Consider the following 18,840-nt stretch of genomic DNA (forward strand, 5'->3'; position numbering starts at 1 on the left):
GGCGATCTTCGGCGCCTGTTCTTGAGGCGACAATACGGGTTCGCCCATGCCACGACGCCGTTTCGCCCGCTTCCCGCTGCCCACGCCGGCGCGCCTGGCCGGCGCAGCGCTTGCGCTCGCGCTCGGCGCCGCGGCGTGGGCGACAACGCCGCCGGCTTCGCCGCCGATGCCCGAGGCGCTGCGCCCCGTGCTCGACGGCGCGCTCGACGACCCGCGCGTGGCGCTGGCGCTGGTGGACGACGCGGCGCTCGACGCGCTCGATTCGGAATCGCGCTTCTGGCGCCTGCTCGGCAAGACCGCGCTGTACACGCTGCTCGACCGGGCCACCGACGCGCAGCGCGCCGCCGACGAGGCGCGCGCGCGCCTCGGCCGCGTGCCGGCCGCGACGCCGCGCCACCACCTCTGGCTGGAGGCCTACGCGATCGGCTCGCTGTTCCGCAGCGAGGATTCGGCGGCGCTGATCGCGCGCAGCGTCGAACTGCGCCGCGCCGCGCTGCCGATCGGCGACGAGTACCTGCTGTGCGAGATCGCCGTGGGCGACCTGTTCCTGCTGCGCGAGACCTACGCCTTCGACGAGGCCTGGCGCGTCGCCGAGGAGGCCGAGCGCTGCGGCCGCAAGCTCGGCCTGCTGCACATCGAGACCTCGGCGCTGATCGCGCTGGGCAGCATGGCCAGCTCGCTGTCGGGCAAGGCGCCGGCCGAGCGCTACTTCGAGCGCGCGCAGGAGGTGCTGGGCGCGCAGCCGGCGCGCTTCCAGCGCGGCTGGATCGAGTGGGAGCTGGGCAACACGCTGGCGCGGCTCGGCCAGCCCGAGCGCGCGGCGCGCGCCTACGAGAACTCGATCGCGCTCAGCCGCTCGATCGACGAGCCCACCGGCGCGGCCATCGGGATGCTCGACCTCGCCGCGCTGCGCCTGGCGCAGAACGACCCGCAGCGTGTCATCGAACTGGTGCGCGGCGCGCTGCCGGCGCTGCAGGAGATCGAGGCGCCGGTGCGCATGGCCACCGCGCGCGGCCTGATCATCGAGGCGCTGGCGCGGCTGAAGCGCCCCGAGGTGCTGGCCGAGATCGACAAGGCGCGCGCGCTCGAACGCACCGTGCTGCCCGCGCCCGACCGCGCCCGGCTGCTGCAGCGCATGGCCGAGGGCTACGCCTCGCAGGGCCTGCACGCGCAGGCCTACGCCGAGCTGCGCCGCGCCAACGAGGCCACGCTGCTCGGGCAGCAGGCGGTGCGCGACTCGCAGTTGCTGCGCCTGCAGGCGCGCTACGAGATCGCGCGCCGCGAGGCCGAGCTGGCCGACCTGCGCCACCGCGCCGAGGCCGACCGCCTCGCGCTGCAGGCGCGCGAGGCGCAGCAGCGCGCCCTGTGGGCGGCGCTGGCGGCGCTGTCGGGGCTGGCCGTGGCGGCCGGCTGGTTCGGCGCGCGCGCCTGGCGGCGCCGCCGCCGCCGCGCCGACCTGGTGCTGCGCGACGAGCTGACCGGCCTGCCCGACCGCCGCGCGGTGCTCGCCTTCGCGCAGGAGCAGTTCGGCCTGTGCCGGCGCCTGGGCATCGAGCTGAGCGTGGCGGTGCTCGACCTCGACCACTTCGGCCCGCTCAACGAGCGCCTCGGCCAGAACGTCGGCGACCGCGTGCTGCGCGCCGTCGCGCAGACCGCGCGCGAGGCGCTGCGCGGCCAGGAGCGCATCGGCCGCTGGGGCGGCGACGAGTGGCTGCTGGTGATGCCGGGCACCGCGATCGACGAGATCCCCGAGGTGTTCGAGCGGCTGCGCGCGCGCCTGGCCGCGCGGCCCATCGTCGGGCTGCCCTCGCCGCACGGCATCACGCTGTCGATGGGCGCGGCCTCGCTGGGCGCGTCGCACGAGACGGTCGAGGCGCTGGTCGAGGCCGCCGAGCGCCAGTTGCTGCGCGCCAAGGGCGAGGGGCGCGACCGGCTGCGCTGCGCGCGCTCGCGCCGCGACGCGGCGGTGCGCCCCGCGGGCGACGCGGGCGAGGCCGTGCGCCAGCCGGTGTCGCCCGAGGTGGCGGCGTGAGCGCGTTCCAGCCGCTGGCGGACGCGCGCGCCGGCTGCGTGCTGTGCCACGAGGCCGGCGGCGTGCCGCTGTGGCAGGACGCCGCCTGGCGCGTGATCCGCGCCGAGGACGCCGACTTCCCGGCCTTCTACCGCGTGATCGCGCGCCACCACGTCGGCGAGTTCTCGGCGCTGCTGGCGCCGGAGCGCGCGCGCTGCATGGACCTGGTCTGCGCCGTGGAGCGCGTGCTGATCGAGCAGTTGCGGCCGGCCAAGGTCAACCTCGCCGCGCTCGGCAACATGGTGCCGCACTTGCACTGGCACGTGGTCGCGCGCTTCGCGTGGGACAGCCACTTCCCGCAGGCGGTGTGGGGCGCGCGCCAGCGCGAGGTGGCCGGCGGCGCGGCCGCGCGCCTGGGCGCGCCGCTGGCCGAACTCGACGCGCGTGTCGTCGAGGCGCTGCGCGCGCGCGGCTGAGCGGCGTCAAATCCCTGGTCGCAGCGCGCGCGGGCGCTTGGCTACACTGCGGCCGCTGCCCCGCTCCACGCTTGCATCCATGGCCGGTCTCCGCCCCGAAACGCCCCAGCCCACGGCGATCACCGTGCACGAGCAGTCGCGCGTGCTCGAAGTCGGCTTCGCCGACGGGCGGACCTTCCGCATCCCGTTCGAGCTGATGCGCGTGTACTCGCCCTCGGCCGAGGTGCAGGGCCACGGCCCCGGCCAGGAGGTGCTGCAGACCGGCAAGCGCGAGGTGCGCATCAGCGCGCTCGAGCCGGTCGGCAACTACGCGGTGCAGCCGCGCTTCAGCGACGGCCACGACAGCGGCATCTACTCCTGGGACTACCTCTACTTCCTCGGCGCGCAGCAGGACGAGCTGTGGCGGCGCTACGAGGCGCGACTGCGCGACGCCGGCGTCGACCGCGACGCGGCCATGCCTCAGCCCGCCGCGGCGTCCTGCGGCCACCATCACTGAACCTCCCGCACGATGAGCCAGACCCATTTCGGTTTCGAGAGCGTCGACGAGACGCAGAAGGCCGCGCGCGTGCGCGGCGTGTTCGATTCGGTTGCGTCGAAGTACGACGTGATGAACGACCTGATGTCGCTCGGCCTGCACCGCGCCTGGAAGGCCTACACCGTGGCGGTGGCCAACCTGCGCGAGGGCGACCGCGTGCTCGACCTGGCCGGCGGCACCGGCGACCTCGCGCGCGCCTTCGCGCGCAAGGTGGGCGACAAGGGCACGGTGGTGCACACCGACATCAACGAGGCGATGCTCCAACGCGGCCGCGACCGCCTGCTCGACGAGGGCCTGGTGCTGCCCACCGTGATCTGCGACGCCGAGGTGCTGCCCTTCGCCAGCGGCGGCTTCGACCTCGTCAGCGTCGCCTTCGGCCTGCGCAACATGACGCACAAGGAGCGCGCGCTGGCCGAGATGAACCGCGTGCTGCGCCCGGGCGGTCGGCTGCTGGTGCTTGAGTTCTCCAAGGTGGCGCCGCCGCTGGCCAAGGCCTACGACTGGTATTCGTTCAACGTGCTGCCGCGCATCGGCCAGTTCGTCGCCGGCGACGCGGCGAGCTACCGCTACCTCGCCGAATCGATCCGCATGCATCCCGGCCAGGCCGAGCTGAAGGCGATGATGAAGGGCGCCGGCTTCGGCCACGTCGACGTGCACAACCTCAGCGCCGGCGTGGTGGCGCTGCACGTGGGGATCAAGTGCTGAGAGCCGCCGCGCCGGCCATGCTGCTGAGCGCGCTGGCGGCGCTGCCGGTGATGGCCTCGGCGGCGGCGCTGGGCGTGTCGGTGGCCGCCTTGCTGCTGCTGCGCGTGCGCGGCCGCCCGCTCGCCGCGCCGCGGCCGCTGCTGGCGCGCGCCGTGCACGGCCGCGCCGAGCATGCGCTGCTGGGCGCGGCGCGCGAGCAGTTCCTGCGCCTGCAATCGGCCTGGGACGCCGCCGACCTCGACGCGCTGCGCCGCCTGACCACCGAGGACATGTTCGAGCAGATCGCCGCCGAACTGCCGGGCCGCGGCCGCGAGCCGAACCGCACCGAGGTGCTGGCGCTGGAGGCGCACCTGATCGCGCTGGACAGCGTCGGCCCGCTCGAGCTGGCGAGCATCGAGTTCAGCGGCGTGGTGCGCGAATCGGCGCGCGCCGCGCCGGCACCGTTCCGCGAGGTGTGGATGCTGGCGCGCGGCCCCGGCTGCCAGGCCGCCGAAGGCTGGCTGCTGGCGCGCCAGCAGGCCTTGATGTAGCGGGCCTCAGCCTGCCGGCGCGAAGCCGTTCGGATTCATCACCTGCCAGCGCCAACTGTCGGCGCACATCGCCTCCAGCCCGCGGCCGGCGCGCCAGCCGAGCAGGCGCTGGGCCAGCGAGGGGTCGGCGTAGCAGGCGGCGATGTCGCCGGGGCGGCGCGGCGCCACTTCGTAGGGCACGGCGCGGCCGCTGGCGCGCTCGAAGGCGCGGATCACTTCCAGCACGCTGTAGCCGCGGCCGGTGCCGAGGTTGACGGTGAACGAGTCGCCGCCGTCGAGCAGGCGGCGCAGCGCGGCGACGTGGCCGTCGGCGAGGTCGAGCACGTGGATGTAGTCGCGCACGCCGGTGCCGTCGGGCGTGTCGTAGTCGTTGCCGAACACGCGCAGCTTGTCGCGCTGGCCCACCGCCACCTGCGTCACGTAGGGCATCAGGTTGTTCGGCGTGCCCTGCGGCGCCTCGCCGATCAGGCCGCTCTCGTGCGCGCCCACCGGGTTGAAGTAGCGCAGCAGCGCGATCGCCCAGCCCGGCTCGGAGCGCTCCAGGTCGCGCAGGATGTTCTCGCCCATCAGCTTGGTGGCGCCGTAGGGGTTGGTGGTGGACAGCGGCGCGTCCTCGGTGATCGGCAGTTTCTCGGGCTGGCCGTAGACGGTGGCGCTGGAGCTGAACACCAGGCGCCGGCAGCCGTGGCGCTGCATGGTGCGCGCCAGCGTCACCAGCCCGCCGATGTTGTTGCGGTAGTACTCCAGCGGCTTGGCGCTGCTCTCGCCGACCGCCTTGAAGGCGGCGAAGTGCACCACCGCGTCGATGCGCTCGGCGGCGAACAGGCGCTCGAGCGCCGCGGCGTCGCAGACGTCGGCGCGCTCGAACTCGGGGCGTTCGCCCGACAGGTGCTCGAGCCGCGCCAGCACCTCGGGCGAGCTGTTCGAGAAGTCGTCGATGCCGAGCACGCGCAGCCCGGCGGCCTGCAGGGCCAGCCAAGTGTGCGAAGCGATGTAGCCGGTGGCGCCGGTGAGCAGGACGGTGGGGCGGCGGGTGGTCATTGGTGGAGGTCGGATGCAACTGCGGCGATTCTTCCCCGAGAGCGGCCGCGCCGCGCCCTCGACCTTGGGGGGCGCGTGGCGGCCTTGCCTACAATCCGTGAATGCTGCACAGCCTGCAAGCGCTCGCCTCCACGGCGGTGATCGAGCGCGCCCTTCTTCTCGCCAACCACGTCATCGCCAGCGAGCCGGTCGCGGTGCAGCGCCTGCAGCCGCATGCCGGCCGCAGCCTGCTGCTGACGCTGGAGGGCTGGCCCGCTCTGCTGCCGGCCGTGCCGCCGCTGGCGATCCGCGTCACGCCGGCCGGGCTGCTCGAGCGCTGCGGCGAGGCCGTGCCCGAGGCGCCCGGCCTGCGCGTCTCGGTCGACGCGTCGAACCCGGCGCTGGCCTTCATGCAGGCGCTGGCCGGCGACAAGCCGCGCATCGAGGTGGCCGGCGACGCGCAGTTCGCCGCCGACGTCAATTGGCTGTTCGACAACCTGCGCTGGGACCTGGAAGACGACCTGGCGCGTTTCGTCGGCGACGCGCCGGCGCGCGAGCTGGCGAAGTTCGGCGCCGGCGTGGCCACGGCGCTGCGCGAGGCGGTGCGCGGCATCGGCTCGCTGGCCTCGCGGCTGCGTGGTTCCGGCGCGGACGCGCCGCCGCCGCGATGAGGCACGTCGGCCGCCTCGTCTTCATCTGCGTCACGGTTCTGCGCTACGGGCTGGACGAGCTGGCGCTCGGCAGCTTCCGGCAGCGCTGGCTGCGCGCGCTGGTGCGCATCCTGACGATAGGCCGGCGCCCCGACCAGCCGCGCGGCGTGCGGCTGCGCCAGGGGCTGGAGCGGCTCGGCCCGATCTTCGTCAAGTTCGGCCAGGTGCTGTCGACGCGCCGCGACCTGCTGCCGCCCGACTACGCCGACGAGCTGGCCAAGCTGCAGGACCGCGTGCCGCCGTTCCCGGCCGCGCAGTCGCGCGCGCTGGTCGAGGCGGCGTTCCGGCGGCCGGTCGAGGAGGTGTTCGCCAGCTTCGACGCCGAGCCGGTGGCCAGCGCCTCGATCGCGCAGGTGCATTTCGCGACGCTGCAGGACGGCCGCGAGGTGGCCGTCAAGGTGCTGCGCCCCGGCATGCTCGACGTGATCGACGGCGACCTGGCGCTGATGCGCACGCTGGCGGCCTGGATAGAGCGCCTGTCGGCCGACGGCAAGCGCCTGAAGCCGCGCGAGGTGGTGGCCGAGTTCGACACCTACCTGCACGACGAGCTCGACCTCGTGCGCGAGGCCGCCAACGCCGCGCAGTTGCGCCGCAACATGGACGGCCTGGGCCTGGTGATGGTGCCCGAGATGATCTGGCCGCTGTGCACGCACAACGTCATCGTGATGGAGCGCATGAAGGGCGTGCCGATCAGCCAGGTGCAGCGGCTGCGCGAGGCCGGCGTCGACATCCCCAAGCTGGCGCGCGACGGCGTGACGATCTTCTTCACGCAGGTGTTCCGCGACGGCTTCTTCCACGCCGACATGCACCCGGGCAACATCCAGGTCAGCGTGGACGCGGCCACCTTCGGCCGTTACATCGCGCTCGATTTCGGCATCGTGGGCACGCTCACCGAGTTCGACAAGGACTACCTGGCGCAGAACTTCATCGCCTTCTTCCGGCGCGACTACAAGCGCGTGGCCGAGCTGCACGTGGAAAGCGGCTGGGTGCCGAAGGAAACGCGCGTCGACGCGCTCGAAGGCGCGATCCGCGCCGTCTGCGAGCCGCACTTCGACCGTCCGCTGAAGGACATCTCGCTCGGCCAGGTGCTGCTGCGGCTGTTCCAGGCCTCGCGGCGCTTCAACGTCGAGATCCAGCCGCAGCTCGTGCTGCTGCAGAAGACGCTGCTCAACGTCGAGGGCCTGGGCCGCCAGCTCGACCCGGAGCTGGACCTGTGGACCACCGCCAAGCCCTTCCTCGAGCGCTGGATGCGCGAGCAGATCGGCTGGCAGGGCCTGGCGGCGCGGCTCCAGAACGAGGCGCCGCGCTACGCCCAGTTGCTGCCCGAGCTGCCGCGCCTGGTGCACCAGGCGCTGCAACGCGACACCGCCGCCGCCGAGCGGCCGCTGCTCGAGGCGCTGCTGGTCGAGCAGCGCCGCACCAACCGGCTGCTGCGCGCGCTGGTCGCGGCGCTGTGCGGGTTCGCGGCCGGCGCGCTGCTGATGCTGGTGCTGCTGTACTGAGCGCCGGCCGCGGCGCGGCTCAGCGCCCGGCCTTGAAGTTGGTGAAGGTGCGCGTCTGCACGCGTCGGATGTCCTGCGGCAGGCTGTCCGGCGAGACCATGCCGGCCAAGTCCTGGGCGCTCAGGAAGATGGTCTTGTTCTCGGCCACGTCCTTGGCGATGAACTTCAGCGAGGCCTTGTTGGGGTTCGCGTAGAACACCTTGTTCGTCAGCGAGGCATGCACCTGCGGGCGCATGATGTAGTTGATGAACAGGTGCGCGTTCTTCGGGTGCGGCGCGTCGGCCGGGATGGCCATCGAGTCGAAGAACAGCGTCGCGCCGGTCTTGGGCACCAGCGCCTCGATCTCGACGCCCTTCTTCGCGTCGAGCGCGCGCGCGCGGGCGATGTTGATGTCGCCCGAGTAGCCCATCACCGCGCACAGCGAGCCGCCGGCCAGGTCGTTGATGTAGCCCGACGACGAGAAGCGCGTGACGTAGGGGCGCACCTTCTTCAGCAGCTCGGCGGCGGCGGGGTAGTCGGCGGCGCTGCGGCTGTAGCCCGGCTTGCCGGCGTACAGCAGCGCCACCGGCAGCACTTCCGAGGCCGAGTCGAGGAAGTTCACGCCGCAGGACTTCAGCTTGGCCGCGTATTGCGGGTCGAACAGCAGCGACCAGGGGTTCTCCGGCATCGGCAGCGCGCCGAGCGCCTTCTTCACCTGCGCGACGTTGATGCCCACCGTCACGTAGCCCCACAGCCAGTCGACCAGGTACTGGTTGCCCGGGTCGACCTTGGCCATCTGCGCGAGGATCGCCGGGTCGAGGTTGCCCCAGTTGCTCAGTTGCGCGCGGTCGAGCTTCTGGAACAGCCCGGCCTCGATCTGCTGCTTCGCGAAGTGGGCGCCCGGCACGACGATGTCGTAGCCGCTCTTGCCCGCCACCAGCTTGGCGTGCAGCACCTCGTTGGCGTCGTAGTTGTCGTAGTTGACCTTGATGCCGGTTTCCTTCTCGAAATTCCGGATCGTGTCGTCGGCGATGTAGTCCGACCAGTTGTAGATGTTCAGGACCTTGGCCTCCGGCTCGGCCGCCGCCGCGGCCGGAACGAGGCCGGCCAGCGCGATCACGGCGCTGCAGGCGGCGACGAGGCTCTTGAACGGGCTGTCGATCACAGCGGACTCCTTCTCGATGTGTGCGATGGATGGGTGGAAGCAAAACGCCGGCCCGCGGCCGGCGGTGGACGCGCGGATTCTAGAAGTGCGGGCGGCGGGAGGGCCGTGCCCGTGCGTGGTCGGTTGCACCCGCTGGGTGATCCGGTCTGGCCGGTCCTCGATGAAAGCCGCCGCCGCAGCAGCGGCGCGCATGCTTGCATTCCGTGTAATGCTTGCTCATAATGCAAGCAAATAGACACTGAATGAATGCTTGCAATGACGGACAGCAAACTGATCAGCGGGCGCGCGAAAGGTGGCGTCGCCGTGGCGGCCAAGATGACAAAAGACCAGTTGTCCGAGCGCGCCCGGAAAGGAGCCGTGGCGCGGTGGGGCGGGAAGCCTCTTCGAGCGATCAGGAAGGGCAATTTCAAGGATGACTTCGGTGTGGACGTGGACTGCTACGTCATGGACGATGCGCAGCGCACGGCCGTCATCAGCCAGACCGGCATGGCGAAGGTTCTCGGCTTCTCGGTTCGAGGCAACGCCTTGCCACGATTCATCGCCAGCATCGCGATGGCCGAGTCCGTCGACGCCGACCTTCGCGCGAAACTCGAAAAACCCCTCTTGATTCAATGGGGCAGCGGCGGCGCCGAACAGCCGCCGACCACGCTGCACGGCTACGACGCCGCGCTGCTTATCGAGGTCTGCAACGCCATCGCCGATGCCGACCGAAAAGGCCGGCTCGGCAAGCGATACGAGAAGGTCGTCCAGCAGGCGGCCATCATCAACGGCGCCTCGGCCAAGGCTGGCATCAAGGGTCTTGTCTATGCCCTGGCCGGCTATCGCCCCGAGATCGAGGAGGTCATCCACGCCTTCAAGGTGTACGTGCAGGAAGAGGCCAAGAAGTACGAGGCCGAATTCCCGAACGAGCTGTACCTGGCCTGGCAGCGGCTGTACAAGATTCCGCTCCCGGTGCGCGGCAAGCCGTGGCAGTTCATGCACCTGACGCGCAAGCACATCTACTTTCCCCTGGCCAAGAGCAATGGCAAGCTGCTGGAGCTGCTGCGCGCGCTCAAGGCCAAGGACGGGGAGCAAAAGCGATACCTGTTCCAGTTCCTCAACGAGATTGGTGCGCGTGCGCTGCGCATGCAGATCGGCCGGGTGCTTGAAATGGCCGAGTCGTCCGGCGACGATGAGCGCGCCTACGAGGCGAAGATCGTGGAGCGATTCGGTGGGCAGCAGGAAGTGGACTTTGCGGTGCCCGCGCCGCTTGCCAAGTCCTAGTCTCTTCTTCGTCGGCATCGCCGACTTCGTCGGGCGGCGCCGTATAATTTACGGTTTTCCTTGCCGAATCAAGGGTTTAGCCATGCCGATCTACGCCTATCGCTGCACCGCCTGCGGCCACGCGAAAGACGTGCTGCAGAAGATCTCCGATCCGGTGCTGACCACCTGCCCGGCCTGCGGCGCCGAGCGCTTCGAGAAGCAGCTCACCGCGGCCGGCTTCCAGCTCAAGGGTTCGGGCTGGTACGCCACCGACTTCAAGGGCGGCGGCGCGGCCGCCAAGCCCGCCGAGGCCAAGAGCGATGCGCCGGCGGCCGCGCCCCCGGCCGCCGACAGCGGCGGCGGCAGCGCGGCCAGCGCCGCGCCGGCCGCCGGCTGCGGCGGCTCGTGCGCCTGCCATTGACCGCCCGACATCGGCTGCCCCCCACGTGAAGAAATTCCTGATCGCCGGCCTGCTGGTCTGGCTGCCGCTCGCGCTCACCGTCTGGGTGGTGACCTCGGCGCTGGGCGTGCTCGACGGCATCTTCGGCTGGTTCCTCAGCGCCGGGCAGGCGCTGCTGCCGGCCTCGGCCACCGAGCCGCTGGAGATGCTGCGCCGCATCCCCGGCCTCGGCCTGGTGGTGACCATCGTCTCGCTGCTGCTGACCGGCATCTTCGCCACCAACATCGTCGGCCAGTGGTGGCTGCGCCAGGGCAGCCGGCTGCTCAACCGCATCCCGATCGTCAAGTCGATCTACAACTCGACCAAGCAGGTCTCGGACACGCTGTTCTCCAGCAGCGGCAACGCCTTTCGCGAAGCCGTGCTGGTGCAGTACCCGCGCGAGGGCGCCTGGACCATCGCCTTCGTCACCGGCAAGCCCGGCGGCGAGGCGGCCCACCATCTGGCGGGCGACTACCTCAGCGTCTACGTGCCGACCACGCCCAACCCCACCTCGGGCTTCTTCCTGATGGTGCCGCGGCGCGACGTGATCGAACTCGCGATGAGCGTCGACGAGGCGCTCAAGTACGTCATCTCGATGGGTGTGGTGGCGCCGCCCTCGCCGGCCGGCGCGATCCGAAATTGAGGGGGTGGCGCGCGGCGTCCCGCCGCCACCCCTCGCCCCCGCCGCGCACGCCCTTCGCACCAGCATTCCGGAGAACACCATGAGAACCACCTACTGCGGCCTCGTCAGCGAGGCCCTGCTCGGCCAGACCGTCACGCTGATGGGCTGGGCGCACCGCCGCCGCGACCACGGCGGCGTGATCTTCGTCGACCTGCGCGACCGCGAGGGCCTCGTGCAGGTGGTCTGCGACCCCGACCGCCCCGAGATGTTCGAGGTCGCCGAGGACATCCGCAACGAGTTCTGCCTGAAGATCACCGGCAAGGTGCGCGAGCGCCCGGCCGGCACCACCAACGCCAACATCACCAGTGGCAAGGTCGAGGTGCTGTGCCACGAGATCGAGGTGCTCAACGCCTCGGTGACGCCGCCGTTCCAGCTCGACGACGACAACCTCAGCGAGACCACGCGCCTGACGCACCGCGTGCTCGACCTGCGCCGCCCGCCGATGCAGCGCAACCTGATGCTGCGCTACCGCGTGGCGATGGAGGTGCGCAAGTTCCTCGACGCCAACGGCTTCATCGACATCGAGACGCCGATGCTCACCAAGAGCACGCCCGAGGGTGCGCGCGACTACCTCGTGCCCAGCCGCGTGCACGACGGCATGTTCTTCGCGCTGCCGCAGAGCCCGCAGCTCTTCAAGCAGTTGCTGATGGTGGCCGGCTTCGACCGCTACTACCAGATCGTCAAGTGCTTCCGCGACGAGGACCTGCGCGCCGACCGCCAGCCCGAGTTCACGCAGATCGACATCGAGACCTCCTTCCTCACCGAGGAGGAGATCCGCACCATGTTCGAGGGCATGATCCGCAGCACCTTCAAGCACGCGATCGGCGTCGAGCTGCCGGCCTTCCCGGTGATGAAGTACGCCGACGCGATGCGCCTGTACGGCTCGGACAAGCCCGACCTGCGCGTCAAGCTCGAGTTCACCGAGCTGACCGACAGCATGCGCGACGTCGACTTCAAGGTGTTCTCCGGCCCGGCGAACGCCGCCGACGGTCGTGTCGTCGGCCTGCGCGTGCCCGGCGGCGGCGAGATGAGCCGCGGCGAGATCGACGCCTACACCGAGTTCGTCAAGATCTACGGCGCCAAGGGGCTGGCGTGGATCAAGGTCAACGACACGGCCAAGGGCCGCGAGGGCTTGCAGTCGCCCATCGTCAAGAACCTGCACGACAAGGCGGTCGCCGACATCCTCGCGCGCACCGGCGCGGCCAACGGCGACCTGATCTTCTTCGGCGCCGACAAGGCCAAGGTCGTCAACGACGCCATCGGCGCGCTGCGCATCAAGATCGGCCACAGCGAGTTCGGCCGCGCGCGCGGCCTGGTGCAGGGGCAGTGGGAGCCGCTGTGGGTGGTCGACTTCCCGATGTTCGAGTACGACGGCGAGGCGCAGCGCTGGAACGCGGTGCACCACCCGTTCACCAGCCCGAAGGACGGCCACGAGGACTGGCTCGAGTCCGACCCCGGCCGCTGCATCGCCAAGGCCTACGACGTGGTGCTCAACGGCATCGAGCTGGGCGGCGGCTCGGTGCGTATCCACCGCGAGGAAGTGCAGAGCAAGGTGTTCCGCGCGCTGAAGATCGACGCCGAGGAGGCGCAGGCCAAGTTCGGCTTCCTGCTCGACGCGCTGCAATACGGCGCGCCGCCGCACGGCGGCATCGCGATCGGCCTGGACCGCTTCGTGATGCTGATGACCGGCGCCGAGAGCCTGCGCGACGTGATCGCCTTCCCCAAGACGCAGCGCGCGCAGTGCCTGCTGACCAACGCGCCGAGCGCGGTCGACGAGAAGCAGCTTCGCGAGCTGCACATCCGCCTGCGCAACCCGACGCCGGCGGGTTGATCGGAAGGGCTGCGCCGTGCGGCCCTGCAAGATCCCCGAGTCCGTGCTCGTCGTGATCCACACGCGCGAGCGCGAGGTGCTGCTGATCGAGCGCGCCGACGCGCCGGGCACCTGGCAGAGCGTCACCGGCTCGAAGGACCGCGAGGACGAGCGCTTCGAGCAGACCGCGATCCGCGAGGTGGCCGAGGAGACCGGCATCGTGGTCGGCTCGCCGGCCGTGCCGCGCGCGGCGCTCGTCGACTGGAACCTGCGCAATGTCTACGATATCTTCCCGGCCTGGCGGCACCGCTACGCGCCGGGCGTGACGCGCAACACCGAACACGTCTTCGGCCTCGTCGTGCCGCGCGACATCGCGGTGACGCTGTCGCCGCGCGAGCACCTGGCCTGGCGCTGGCTGCCGTGGCGCGAGGCGGCCGACGCCTGCTTCTCGTTCAGCAACGCCGAGGCCATCCTGCACTTGCCGCGCTTCATGTGAGGCGGCGGCCGGCGACGCTATGCTTGCCCGCATGAAGCGTCATCCCTCGCTGGCCGACACCACCGGCCTGGCCGGTGGTCTGCGCGTGGCCACCTACAACATCCACAAGGGCGTGCGCGGCGTCGGGCCGCGCAAGCGGCTGGAGATCCACAACCTCGGCCTGGGCATCGAGGCGCTCGACGCCGACCTGGTGTTCCTGCAGGAGGTGCGCAGCTTCCACCACCGCGACGCGCGCCAGTTCGACCGCACCTGGTTCGGCTGGCCGCGCGAGGGCCAGGCCGAGTTCCTCGCGCCCGAGGGCTACGAGGTGGCCTACCGCACCAACGCCGTCACGCGCCACGGCGAGCACGGCAACGCGCTGCTGTCGCGCTGGCCGATCGGCGACATCGGCCACCACGACGTGAGCGACCACCGCTTCGAGCAGCGCGGCCTGCTGCACGTGCCGGTGACGTGGAACGGCGTGCGCGTGCACGCCGTGGTGGCGCACCTCGGGCTGATGCATTCCAGCCGCGTGCGCCAGGTCGAGCGGCTGGCCGAGTTCATCACGGCGCACGTGCCGCAGCGCGAGACGCTGGTGGTGGCCGGCGACTTCAACGACTGGGGCGAGAAGCTCGACGCGCCGATGCGCGCCGCCGGCCTGGCGCGCGCCACGGTCGAGGGCTCCGCCGCGGCGCGGCTGAACACCTTTCCGTCGCGCGTGCCGGTGTTCTCGCTCGACCGCATCTACACGCGCGGGCTGCGCTGCGTGGCCACCAGCGTGCCGCGCGGCAACGCCTGGGCGCGCATGTCCGACCACCTGCCGCTGGTCGCGGAGTTCGTGGCGGAATGAACGCCGCGAAGGCGCGCGCGAAGGGCGGCGACGTGCCGCGCGCCGAGCACGAGCTGACGCTGCTCAAGGGCGGCGCCGCGCTGTTCCCGGCGCTGGTCGAGGCGATGGACGCGGCGCGCAGCGAGGTGATGCTGGAGACCTACATCTTCGACTTCACGCGTTCGGCGCTGACGGTGGCCGAGGCGCTCGAGCGCGCCGCGGCGCGCGGCGTCGCGGTCCGGGTGGTGGTCGACGGCGTCGGCACCGGCGAGATCCCGCCCGAGTGGACGCGGCGCTGGGCCGCCGCCGGCGTGCGCTGGCGCGTCTTCAACCCGGCGCGCGGCTGGCGGCTGCTGATGCCGCGCGGCTGGCGGCGCCTGCACCGCAAGCTTTGCGTGGTCGACGGGCGCCTGGCCTTCTGCGGCGGCATCAATCTGCTCGACGACTTCCACGACCCCAACCACGGCGCGCTCGACGAGCCGCGCCTGGACTTCGCGGTGCGCGTGCGCGGCCCGCTGGTCGACGACGTGCACCACACGATGACGCGCCTGTGGTGGCGCCTGCAGACGGCGCGCAAGCTGCGCCAGGTGGACGCCGAGGGCGCGCTGGCGGCGGTGCGCGCGGTGGCCGACGCCGGCGTCGAGGAGCAGACGTACAGCCGGCGCATGGGCGCGGGCGTGCGCGCCTCGCTGGTGCTGCGCGACAACTTCCGCTTCCGCCGCCGCATCGAGAGCGTGTACCGGTTGGCGATCGCGCAGGCGCGCCACGAGATCGTCATCGCCAACGCCTACTTCGTTCCGGGCGTGACGCTGCAGCGCGCGCTGATACGCGCGGCGCGGCGCGGCGTGAAGATCACGCTGCTGCTGCAGGGGCGCTACGAGTACTTCATGCAGTTCCACGCCAGCCACGCCATGTACGGCCCGATGCTGGCGGCGGGCATCGAGATCATCGAGTACGAGACCAGCTTCCTGCACGCCAAAGTGGCGGTGATGGACACGCCGCATGGCGCGCTGGCCACGGTCGGCTCGTCCAACCTCGACCCTTTCAGCCTGCTGCTGGCGCGCGAGGCCAACGTGTTCGTGCGCGACGACGGTTTCGCCGCCGAGCTGATGACCCACCTGCGCCACGCCATCGGCCAGCAGGGCCGGCGCGTCGCGCCGGGCGCGCATGCGCGGCGCTCGCTGCTGACGCGCGCGGCGAACTGGATCGCCTACGCCGGCATGCGGCTGATGATCATGATCGCCGGCAAGAGGTACTGATGGCCGAGCCCGACCTGGTGGTGCAGCGGCCCGAAGGGCTGTACTGCCCGCCGGGCGACTTCTTCATCGACCCCTGGCGCCCGGTCGAGCGTGCGGTGATCACGCATGCGCATGCCGACCACGCGCGCGCCGGCCATGCGCACTACCTCGCCGCCGCACCGGGCGCGGGCGTGCTGCGCACGCGGCTCGGCGGCATCGACTTGCAGGCACTCGCTTACGGCGAAGTGGTCGAGCAGCGCGGCGTGCGCATCAGCCTGCACCCGGCCGGCCACGTGCTCGGCTCGGCGCAGGTGCGCATCGAGCACCGCGGCCAGGTGTGGGTGGCCTCGGGCGACTACTTCGTCAGCGGCGCGGGCGACCACAACCCGACCTGCGCGGCCTTCGAGCCGGTGCGCTGCCACTGCTTCATCACCGAATCGACCTTCGGCCTGCCGGTCTACCGCTGGCGGCCGCAAGCCGAGGTGTTCGCCGCCATCGACGACTGGTGGCGCGCCAACGCCGAGGCCGGCCGCGCCAGCGTGCTGTTCGGCTACAGCTTCGGCAAGGCGCAGCGCATCCTGGCCGGCGTCGATGCGGCAATTGGGCCCATCCTCGTGCACGGCGCGGTGGAAGCCGTCAACCAGGCCTACCGCGCCGCCGGCGTCGCGCTGCCGGCCACGCGCCTGGCCACCGAGGTGGACGACAAGGCCGTGCTGTCGCGCGCGCTGGTGGTCGCGCCGCCCTCGGCGGCCGGCTCGGCGTGGATGAAACGTTTCGGCCCGGCCACCGACGCCTTCGCCAGCGGCTGGATGCAACTGCGCGGCGCGCGCCGCAGGCAGGGCGTGGAGCGCGGCTTCGTGCTGTCCGACCACGCCGACTGGCCGGGCCTGCAGGCGGCGATCGGCGCCAGCGGCGCGAGCCGCGTGATCGTCACCCACGGCTACGAGGCGGTGATGGTGCGCTGGCTCGCCGCGCAGGGCCTGCAGGCCGGGTCGTTCAGCACCGAGTACGGGCAGGAGGATGTGCAGGAGGGCGCATCATGAGGCGCTTCGCGCGCCTGTACGCCGAGCTGGACGCGAGCCCGGCCACCGGCGCCAAGCTGCAGGCGCTGCAACGCTACTACGCCGAAGCGGCGCCGGCCGACGCGGCCTGGGCCACCTACTTCCTCGCCGGCGGCAAGCCGCGCCAGGGCGTGCCCGGCGCGCTGCTGCGCAGCCTCGCCGCGCAGCGCGCCGGCATTCCCGACTGGCTGTTCGAGGAGTGCTACCAGGCGGTCGGCGACCTCGCCGAGACCATCGCGCACGTGCTGCCGCCGGCCGCGAACGAAAGCGATCTGGGCCTCGCGCAATGGGTCGAGCAGCGGCTGCTGCCGCTGCGCGGCGCCGCGCCCGCCGAACAGGCCGAGCGCCTGGCGCAGTGGTGGGGCGAACTCGATGCGGCGGGCCGCTTCCTGCTCGTCAAGCTGATCGGCGGCGGCTTTCGTGTCGGCGTCAGCAAGCTGCTGGTGCAGCGTGCGCTGGCGGCGCACGCCGGGCTCGACGCCAAGCTGGTGGCGCAGCGCATGATGGGCTACACCGATGCCGGCGCGCGCCCCGACGCGGCCGCCTTCGCAGCGCTGAGCGCGGCGTCCGGCACGGGCCGCGCCGCGCCCGGCCAGCCGTATCCGTTTTTCCTCGCGCACGCGCTCGACGTCGCGCCGGAGGCGTTCGAGGCCCGGCTCGGGCCGGTGTCGGACTGGCTGGTCGAGTGGAAGTACGACGGCATCCGCGCGCAGATCGTGCGGCGCGCCGGGCAGTGCTGGATCTGGTCGCGCGGCGAAGAACTGGTGACCGAGCGCTTTCCCGAGATCGCCGAGGCGGCGCGAAGTCTGCCCGACGGCAGCGTGCTCGACGGCGAGATCGTCGCCTGGAAGGACGGCGCGCTGGCGCCCTTCCAACTGCTGCAGCAGCGCATCGCGCGCAAGACGCTGACGAAGAAGGTGCTGGCCGACGCGCCGGTGGCCTTCATCGCCTACGACCTGCTGGAAGCCGATGGCGAAGACCGTCGCGCGAGCGCGCAGCACGAGCGCCGCGCGCTGCTCGAAGCCGCCGTGCGCGGCACGCCCTTGCAGCTTTCGCCGCTGGTGGCCGCCGACTCCTGGGCGGCGCTGGCCGCCGCGCGCGAAAGCGCCCGCGAGCGCCGCGTCGAGGGCCTGATGCTCAAGCAGCGCGAGGCACGTTACGGCAGCGGGCGCACGCGCAGCGAGGGCACGTGGTGGAAGTGGAAGATCGCGCCGCTGTCGGTCGACGCGGTGCTGGTCTACGCGCAGGCCGGCCACGGCCGCCGCGCCAGCGTCTACACCGACTACAGCTTCGCGGTGTGGAACCGCGCGCCGCGCGACGCCGCCGAGGCGCAGGCGGTGCTCGACGCGATCGAGCGGCGCGAGCCGGCGCAGCCCGGCGCATTGCAGCTCGTCACCTTCGCGAAGGCGTATTCGGGGCTCAGCGACGCCGAGTTCGCCGAGGTCGACCGCGTGATCCGCCGCAGCACGATCGAGAAGTTCGGCCCGGTGCGCAGCGTCAAGCCTTCGCTGGTGTTCGAGCTGGGCTTCGAGGGCATCGCGCGCAGCGCTCGCCACAAAAGCGGCATCGCGGTGCGCTTCCCGCGCATGCTGCGCATCCGAAGCGACAAGCCGCTGCACGAGGCCGACACCCTGCAGACGCTGGAGGCACTGCTGGGCGTAGCATCGCCGCCATGACGACGACATTCCGCACTTCGCTCGCGCCGATGCTCGCTTCGATGGTCGCGCTGCTCGCGCTGGCCGCCTGCGGCGAGATCGACGAGCGCGACCCCAAGCCGCGCCTCGACGCGGTGAGCACGCCCGGCGGCGACTTCGGCGCCACGCTGCTCGGCACGCGCAAGCGGCTCGACTTCCGCCTGCGCAACAGCGATGCCGGCCTGGCGCGCGTGAAGCCGCTGGAGAACGTCGCGCCGACGCTGGCCGGCGACGGGCTGAGCTTCAGCCACACCTGCCCGGCGCGGCTCGACGAGGGCGAGGAGTGTTTCCTCTCCGTCTACTACGAGCCCGCCGCCGCCGGCACGCTGGCCGGCGAGCTGCGCGTGACCAGCAACGCCGGCGCGGTGGCGCGCGCGCTCGGCGGCAGCGCGGTGACGGCGCTCAGCCCGGCGGCCGGCGTCGTCGCCTTCAGCGGCGGCGCCGACGGCAACTTCGACAGCGTGGCGCGCGGCAGCTCGAAGACGCTGATCTACGTGGTGCGCAACATCGGCAATGCCGACGATGCGATCACCGTCACCGCCCCGAGCGGCAGCGGCTGGAGCGCCAGCCACGACTGCCCCGACACGCTGGCCGTCGGCGCGAGCTGCAACCTGAGCGTGACGTTCGCGCCCACGCTCAGCGGCATCTCGGTGCCGACGCCGCTGCTGGTGCGCGATGCCTACAACGGCGAGTACGGCGGGCTCGCGCTGGCGCTGACGGGCACGGGACGCTAGCCG

19 protein-coding genes are annotated in these 18,840 nt (G+C 71.8%); 17 read left to right on the forward strand and 2 right to left on the reverse strand.

Annotation, left to right across the window (positions count from 1 at the left end; translation table 11 throughout):
- The first annotated feature begins 46 nt into the window (after window positions 1-46).
- The 5 genes from QM792_RS05410 to QM792_RS05430 all read left to right on the forward strand — a co-directional run bounded on the left by QM792_RS05410 (window position 47) and on the right by QM792_RS05430 (window position 4,257).
- Window positions 47-2,032 carry a diguanylate cyclase gene (locus QM792_RS05410; protein WP_415148276.1) on the forward strand — a complete coding sequence of 662 codons (1,986 nt, stop codon included), beginning with the start codon at window positions 47-49 and terminating at the stop codon, window positions 2,030-2,032.
- Complete coding sequence (locus tag QM792_RS05415) at window positions 2,029-2,487, forward strand: HIT family protein (RefSeq protein WP_415148277.1); 459 nt, start codon at window positions 2,029-2,031, stop codon at window positions 2,485-2,487. The genes QM792_RS05410 and QM792_RS05415 overlap by 4 nt, the downstream gene beginning before the upstream one ends.
- Window positions 2,488-2,566: 79 nt before the next feature.
- Window positions 2,567-2,983, forward strand: a complete 417-nt coding sequence (locus tag QM792_RS05420) for a gamma-butyrobetaine hydroxylase-like domain-containing protein (RefSeq protein WP_415148279.1) — start codon at window positions 2,567-2,569, stop codon at window positions 2,981-2,983.
- A 12-nt stretch (window positions 2,984-2,995) separates the two neighbouring features.
- Window positions 2,996-3,727: a bifunctional demethylmenaquinone methyltransferase/2-methoxy-6-polyprenyl-1,4-benzoquinol methylase UbiE gene (ubiE, locus tag QM792_RS05425; RefSeq protein WP_415148280.1), complete on the forward strand. Its 732-nt coding sequence runs from the start codon at window positions 2,996-2,998 to the stop codon at window positions 3,725-3,727.
- Window positions 3,721-4,257 carry a TIM44-like domain-containing protein gene (locus tag QM792_RS05430; RefSeq protein WP_415148282.1) on the forward strand — a complete coding sequence of 179 codons (537 nt, stop codon included), beginning with the start codon at window positions 3,721-3,723 and terminating at the stop codon, window positions 4,255-4,257. The genes ubiE and QM792_RS05430 overlap by 7 nt, the downstream gene beginning before the upstream one ends.
- 6 nt (window positions 4,258-4,263) lie before the next feature.
- On the opposite strand, the gene galE is transcribed toward QM792_RS05430, so the two are convergent.
- Window positions 4,264-5,298, reverse strand: coding sequence for a UDP-glucose 4-epimerase GalE (gene galE, locus QM792_RS05435; protein WP_415148284.1), 1,035 nt, complete (start codon window positions 5,296-5,298; stop codon window positions 4,264-4,266).
- 101 nt (window positions 5,299-5,399) lie between these two features.
- On the opposite strand from galE, the gene QM792_RS05440 reads away from it, so the two are divergent.
- Together QM792_RS05440 and ubiB are read left to right on the forward strand one after the other, a co-directional pair.
- Window positions 5,400-5,948 (forward strand): hypothetical protein, encoded by a 549-nt coding sequence (locus tag QM792_RS05440; protein ID WP_415148285.1) that lies wholly within the window; start codon window positions 5,400-5,402, stop codon window positions 5,946-5,948.
- Complete coding sequence (gene ubiB / locus QM792_RS05445; protein WP_415148286.1) at window positions 5,945-7,489, forward strand: ubiquinone biosynthesis regulatory protein kinase UbiB; 1,545 nt, start codon at window positions 5,945-5,947, stop codon at window positions 7,487-7,489. The genes QM792_RS05440 and ubiB overlap by 4 nt, the downstream gene beginning before the upstream one ends.
- Before the next feature lie 19 nt (window positions 7,490-7,508).
- On the opposite strand, the gene QM792_RS05450 is transcribed toward ubiB, so the two are convergent.
- Complete coding sequence (locus QM792_RS05450) at window positions 7,509-8,633, reverse strand: polyamine ABC transporter substrate-binding protein (protein ID WP_415148287.1); 1,125 nt, start codon at window positions 8,631-8,633, stop codon at window positions 7,509-7,511.
- A 255-nt stretch (window positions 8,634-8,888) separates the two neighbouring features.
- Here QM792_RS05450 and QM792_RS05455 point away from each other — a divergent pair, with 255 nt between their 5' ends.
- The 10 genes from QM792_RS05455 (at window position 8,889) to QM792_RS05500 (ending at window position 18,837) form a co-directional block, all read left to right on the forward strand.
- On the forward strand, window positions 8,889-9,896 hold the full coding sequence (locus QM792_RS05455; RefSeq protein ID WP_415148289.1) for a P63C domain-containing protein: 1,008 nt from the start codon (window positions 8,889-8,891) through the stop codon (window positions 9,894-9,896).
- An 82-nt stretch (window positions 9,897-9,978) separates the two neighbouring features.
- On the forward strand, window positions 9,979-10,296 hold the full coding sequence (locus tag QM792_RS05460; RefSeq protein WP_415148290.1) for an FmdB family zinc ribbon protein: 318 nt from the start codon (window positions 9,979-9,981) through the stop codon (window positions 10,294-10,296).
- A 25-nt stretch (window positions 10,297-10,321) separates the two neighbouring features.
- Complete coding sequence (locus tag QM792_RS05465) at window positions 10,322-10,957, forward strand: DUF502 domain-containing protein (RefSeq protein WP_415148292.1); 636 nt, start codon at window positions 10,322-10,324, stop codon at window positions 10,955-10,957.
- Window positions 10,958-11,036: 79 nt separating this feature from the next.
- Entirely contained in the window at window positions 11,037-12,827 is a 1,791-nt protein-coding gene (aspS, locus tag QM792_RS05470) for an aspartate--tRNA ligase (RefSeq protein ID WP_415148293.1), read from the forward strand.
- A 16-nt stretch (window positions 12,828-12,843) separates the two neighbouring features.
- The gene (gene nudB, locus QM792_RS05475) at window positions 12,844-13,302 is read left to right on the forward strand and encodes a dihydroneopterin triphosphate diphosphatase (protein ID WP_415148294.1); all 459 of its coding nucleotides are present in this window, start codon (window positions 12,844-12,846) and stop codon (window positions 13,300-13,302) included.
- Window positions 13,303-13,333: 31 nt separating this feature from the next.
- Window positions 13,334-14,131: an endonuclease/exonuclease/phosphatase family protein gene (locus tag QM792_RS05480; RefSeq protein WP_415148296.1), complete on the forward strand. Its 798-nt coding sequence runs from the start codon at window positions 13,334-13,336 to the stop codon at window positions 14,129-14,131.
- Window positions 14,128-15,369 carry a cardiolipin synthase ClsB gene (clsB, locus tag QM792_RS05485; protein ID WP_415148298.1) on the forward strand — a complete coding sequence of 414 codons (1,242 nt, stop codon included), beginning with the start codon at window positions 14,128-14,130 and terminating at the stop codon, window positions 15,367-15,369. Before QM792_RS05480 ends, clsB begins: the two co-directional genes overlap by 4 nt.
- Window positions 15,369-16,391, forward strand: a complete 1,023-nt coding sequence (locus QM792_RS05490) for a ligase-associated DNA damage response exonuclease (protein ID WP_415148300.1) — start codon at window positions 15,369-15,371, stop codon at window positions 16,389-16,391. Before clsB ends, QM792_RS05490 begins: the two co-directional genes overlap by 1 nt.
- Window positions 16,388-18,085 (forward strand): ATP-dependent DNA ligase, encoded by a 1,698-nt coding sequence (locus QM792_RS05495; protein ID WP_415148302.1) that lies wholly within the window; start codon window positions 16,388-16,390, stop codon window positions 18,083-18,085. Before QM792_RS05490 ends, QM792_RS05495 begins: the two co-directional genes overlap by 4 nt.
- On the forward strand, window positions 18,082-18,837 hold the full coding sequence (locus QM792_RS05500) for a choice-of-anchor D domain-containing protein (protein ID WP_415148304.1): 756 nt from the start codon (window positions 18,082-18,084) through the stop codon (window positions 18,835-18,837). Before QM792_RS05495 ends, QM792_RS05500 begins: the two co-directional genes overlap by 4 nt.
- Window positions 18,838-18,840: the final 3 nt, after the last annotated feature.

The organism is Piscinibacter sp. (assembly GCF_047600445.1).
In the GTDB taxonomy this organism is placed as follows: domain Bacteria; phylum Pseudomonadota; class Gammaproteobacteria; order Burkholderiales; family Burkholderiaceae_C; genus Piscinibacter.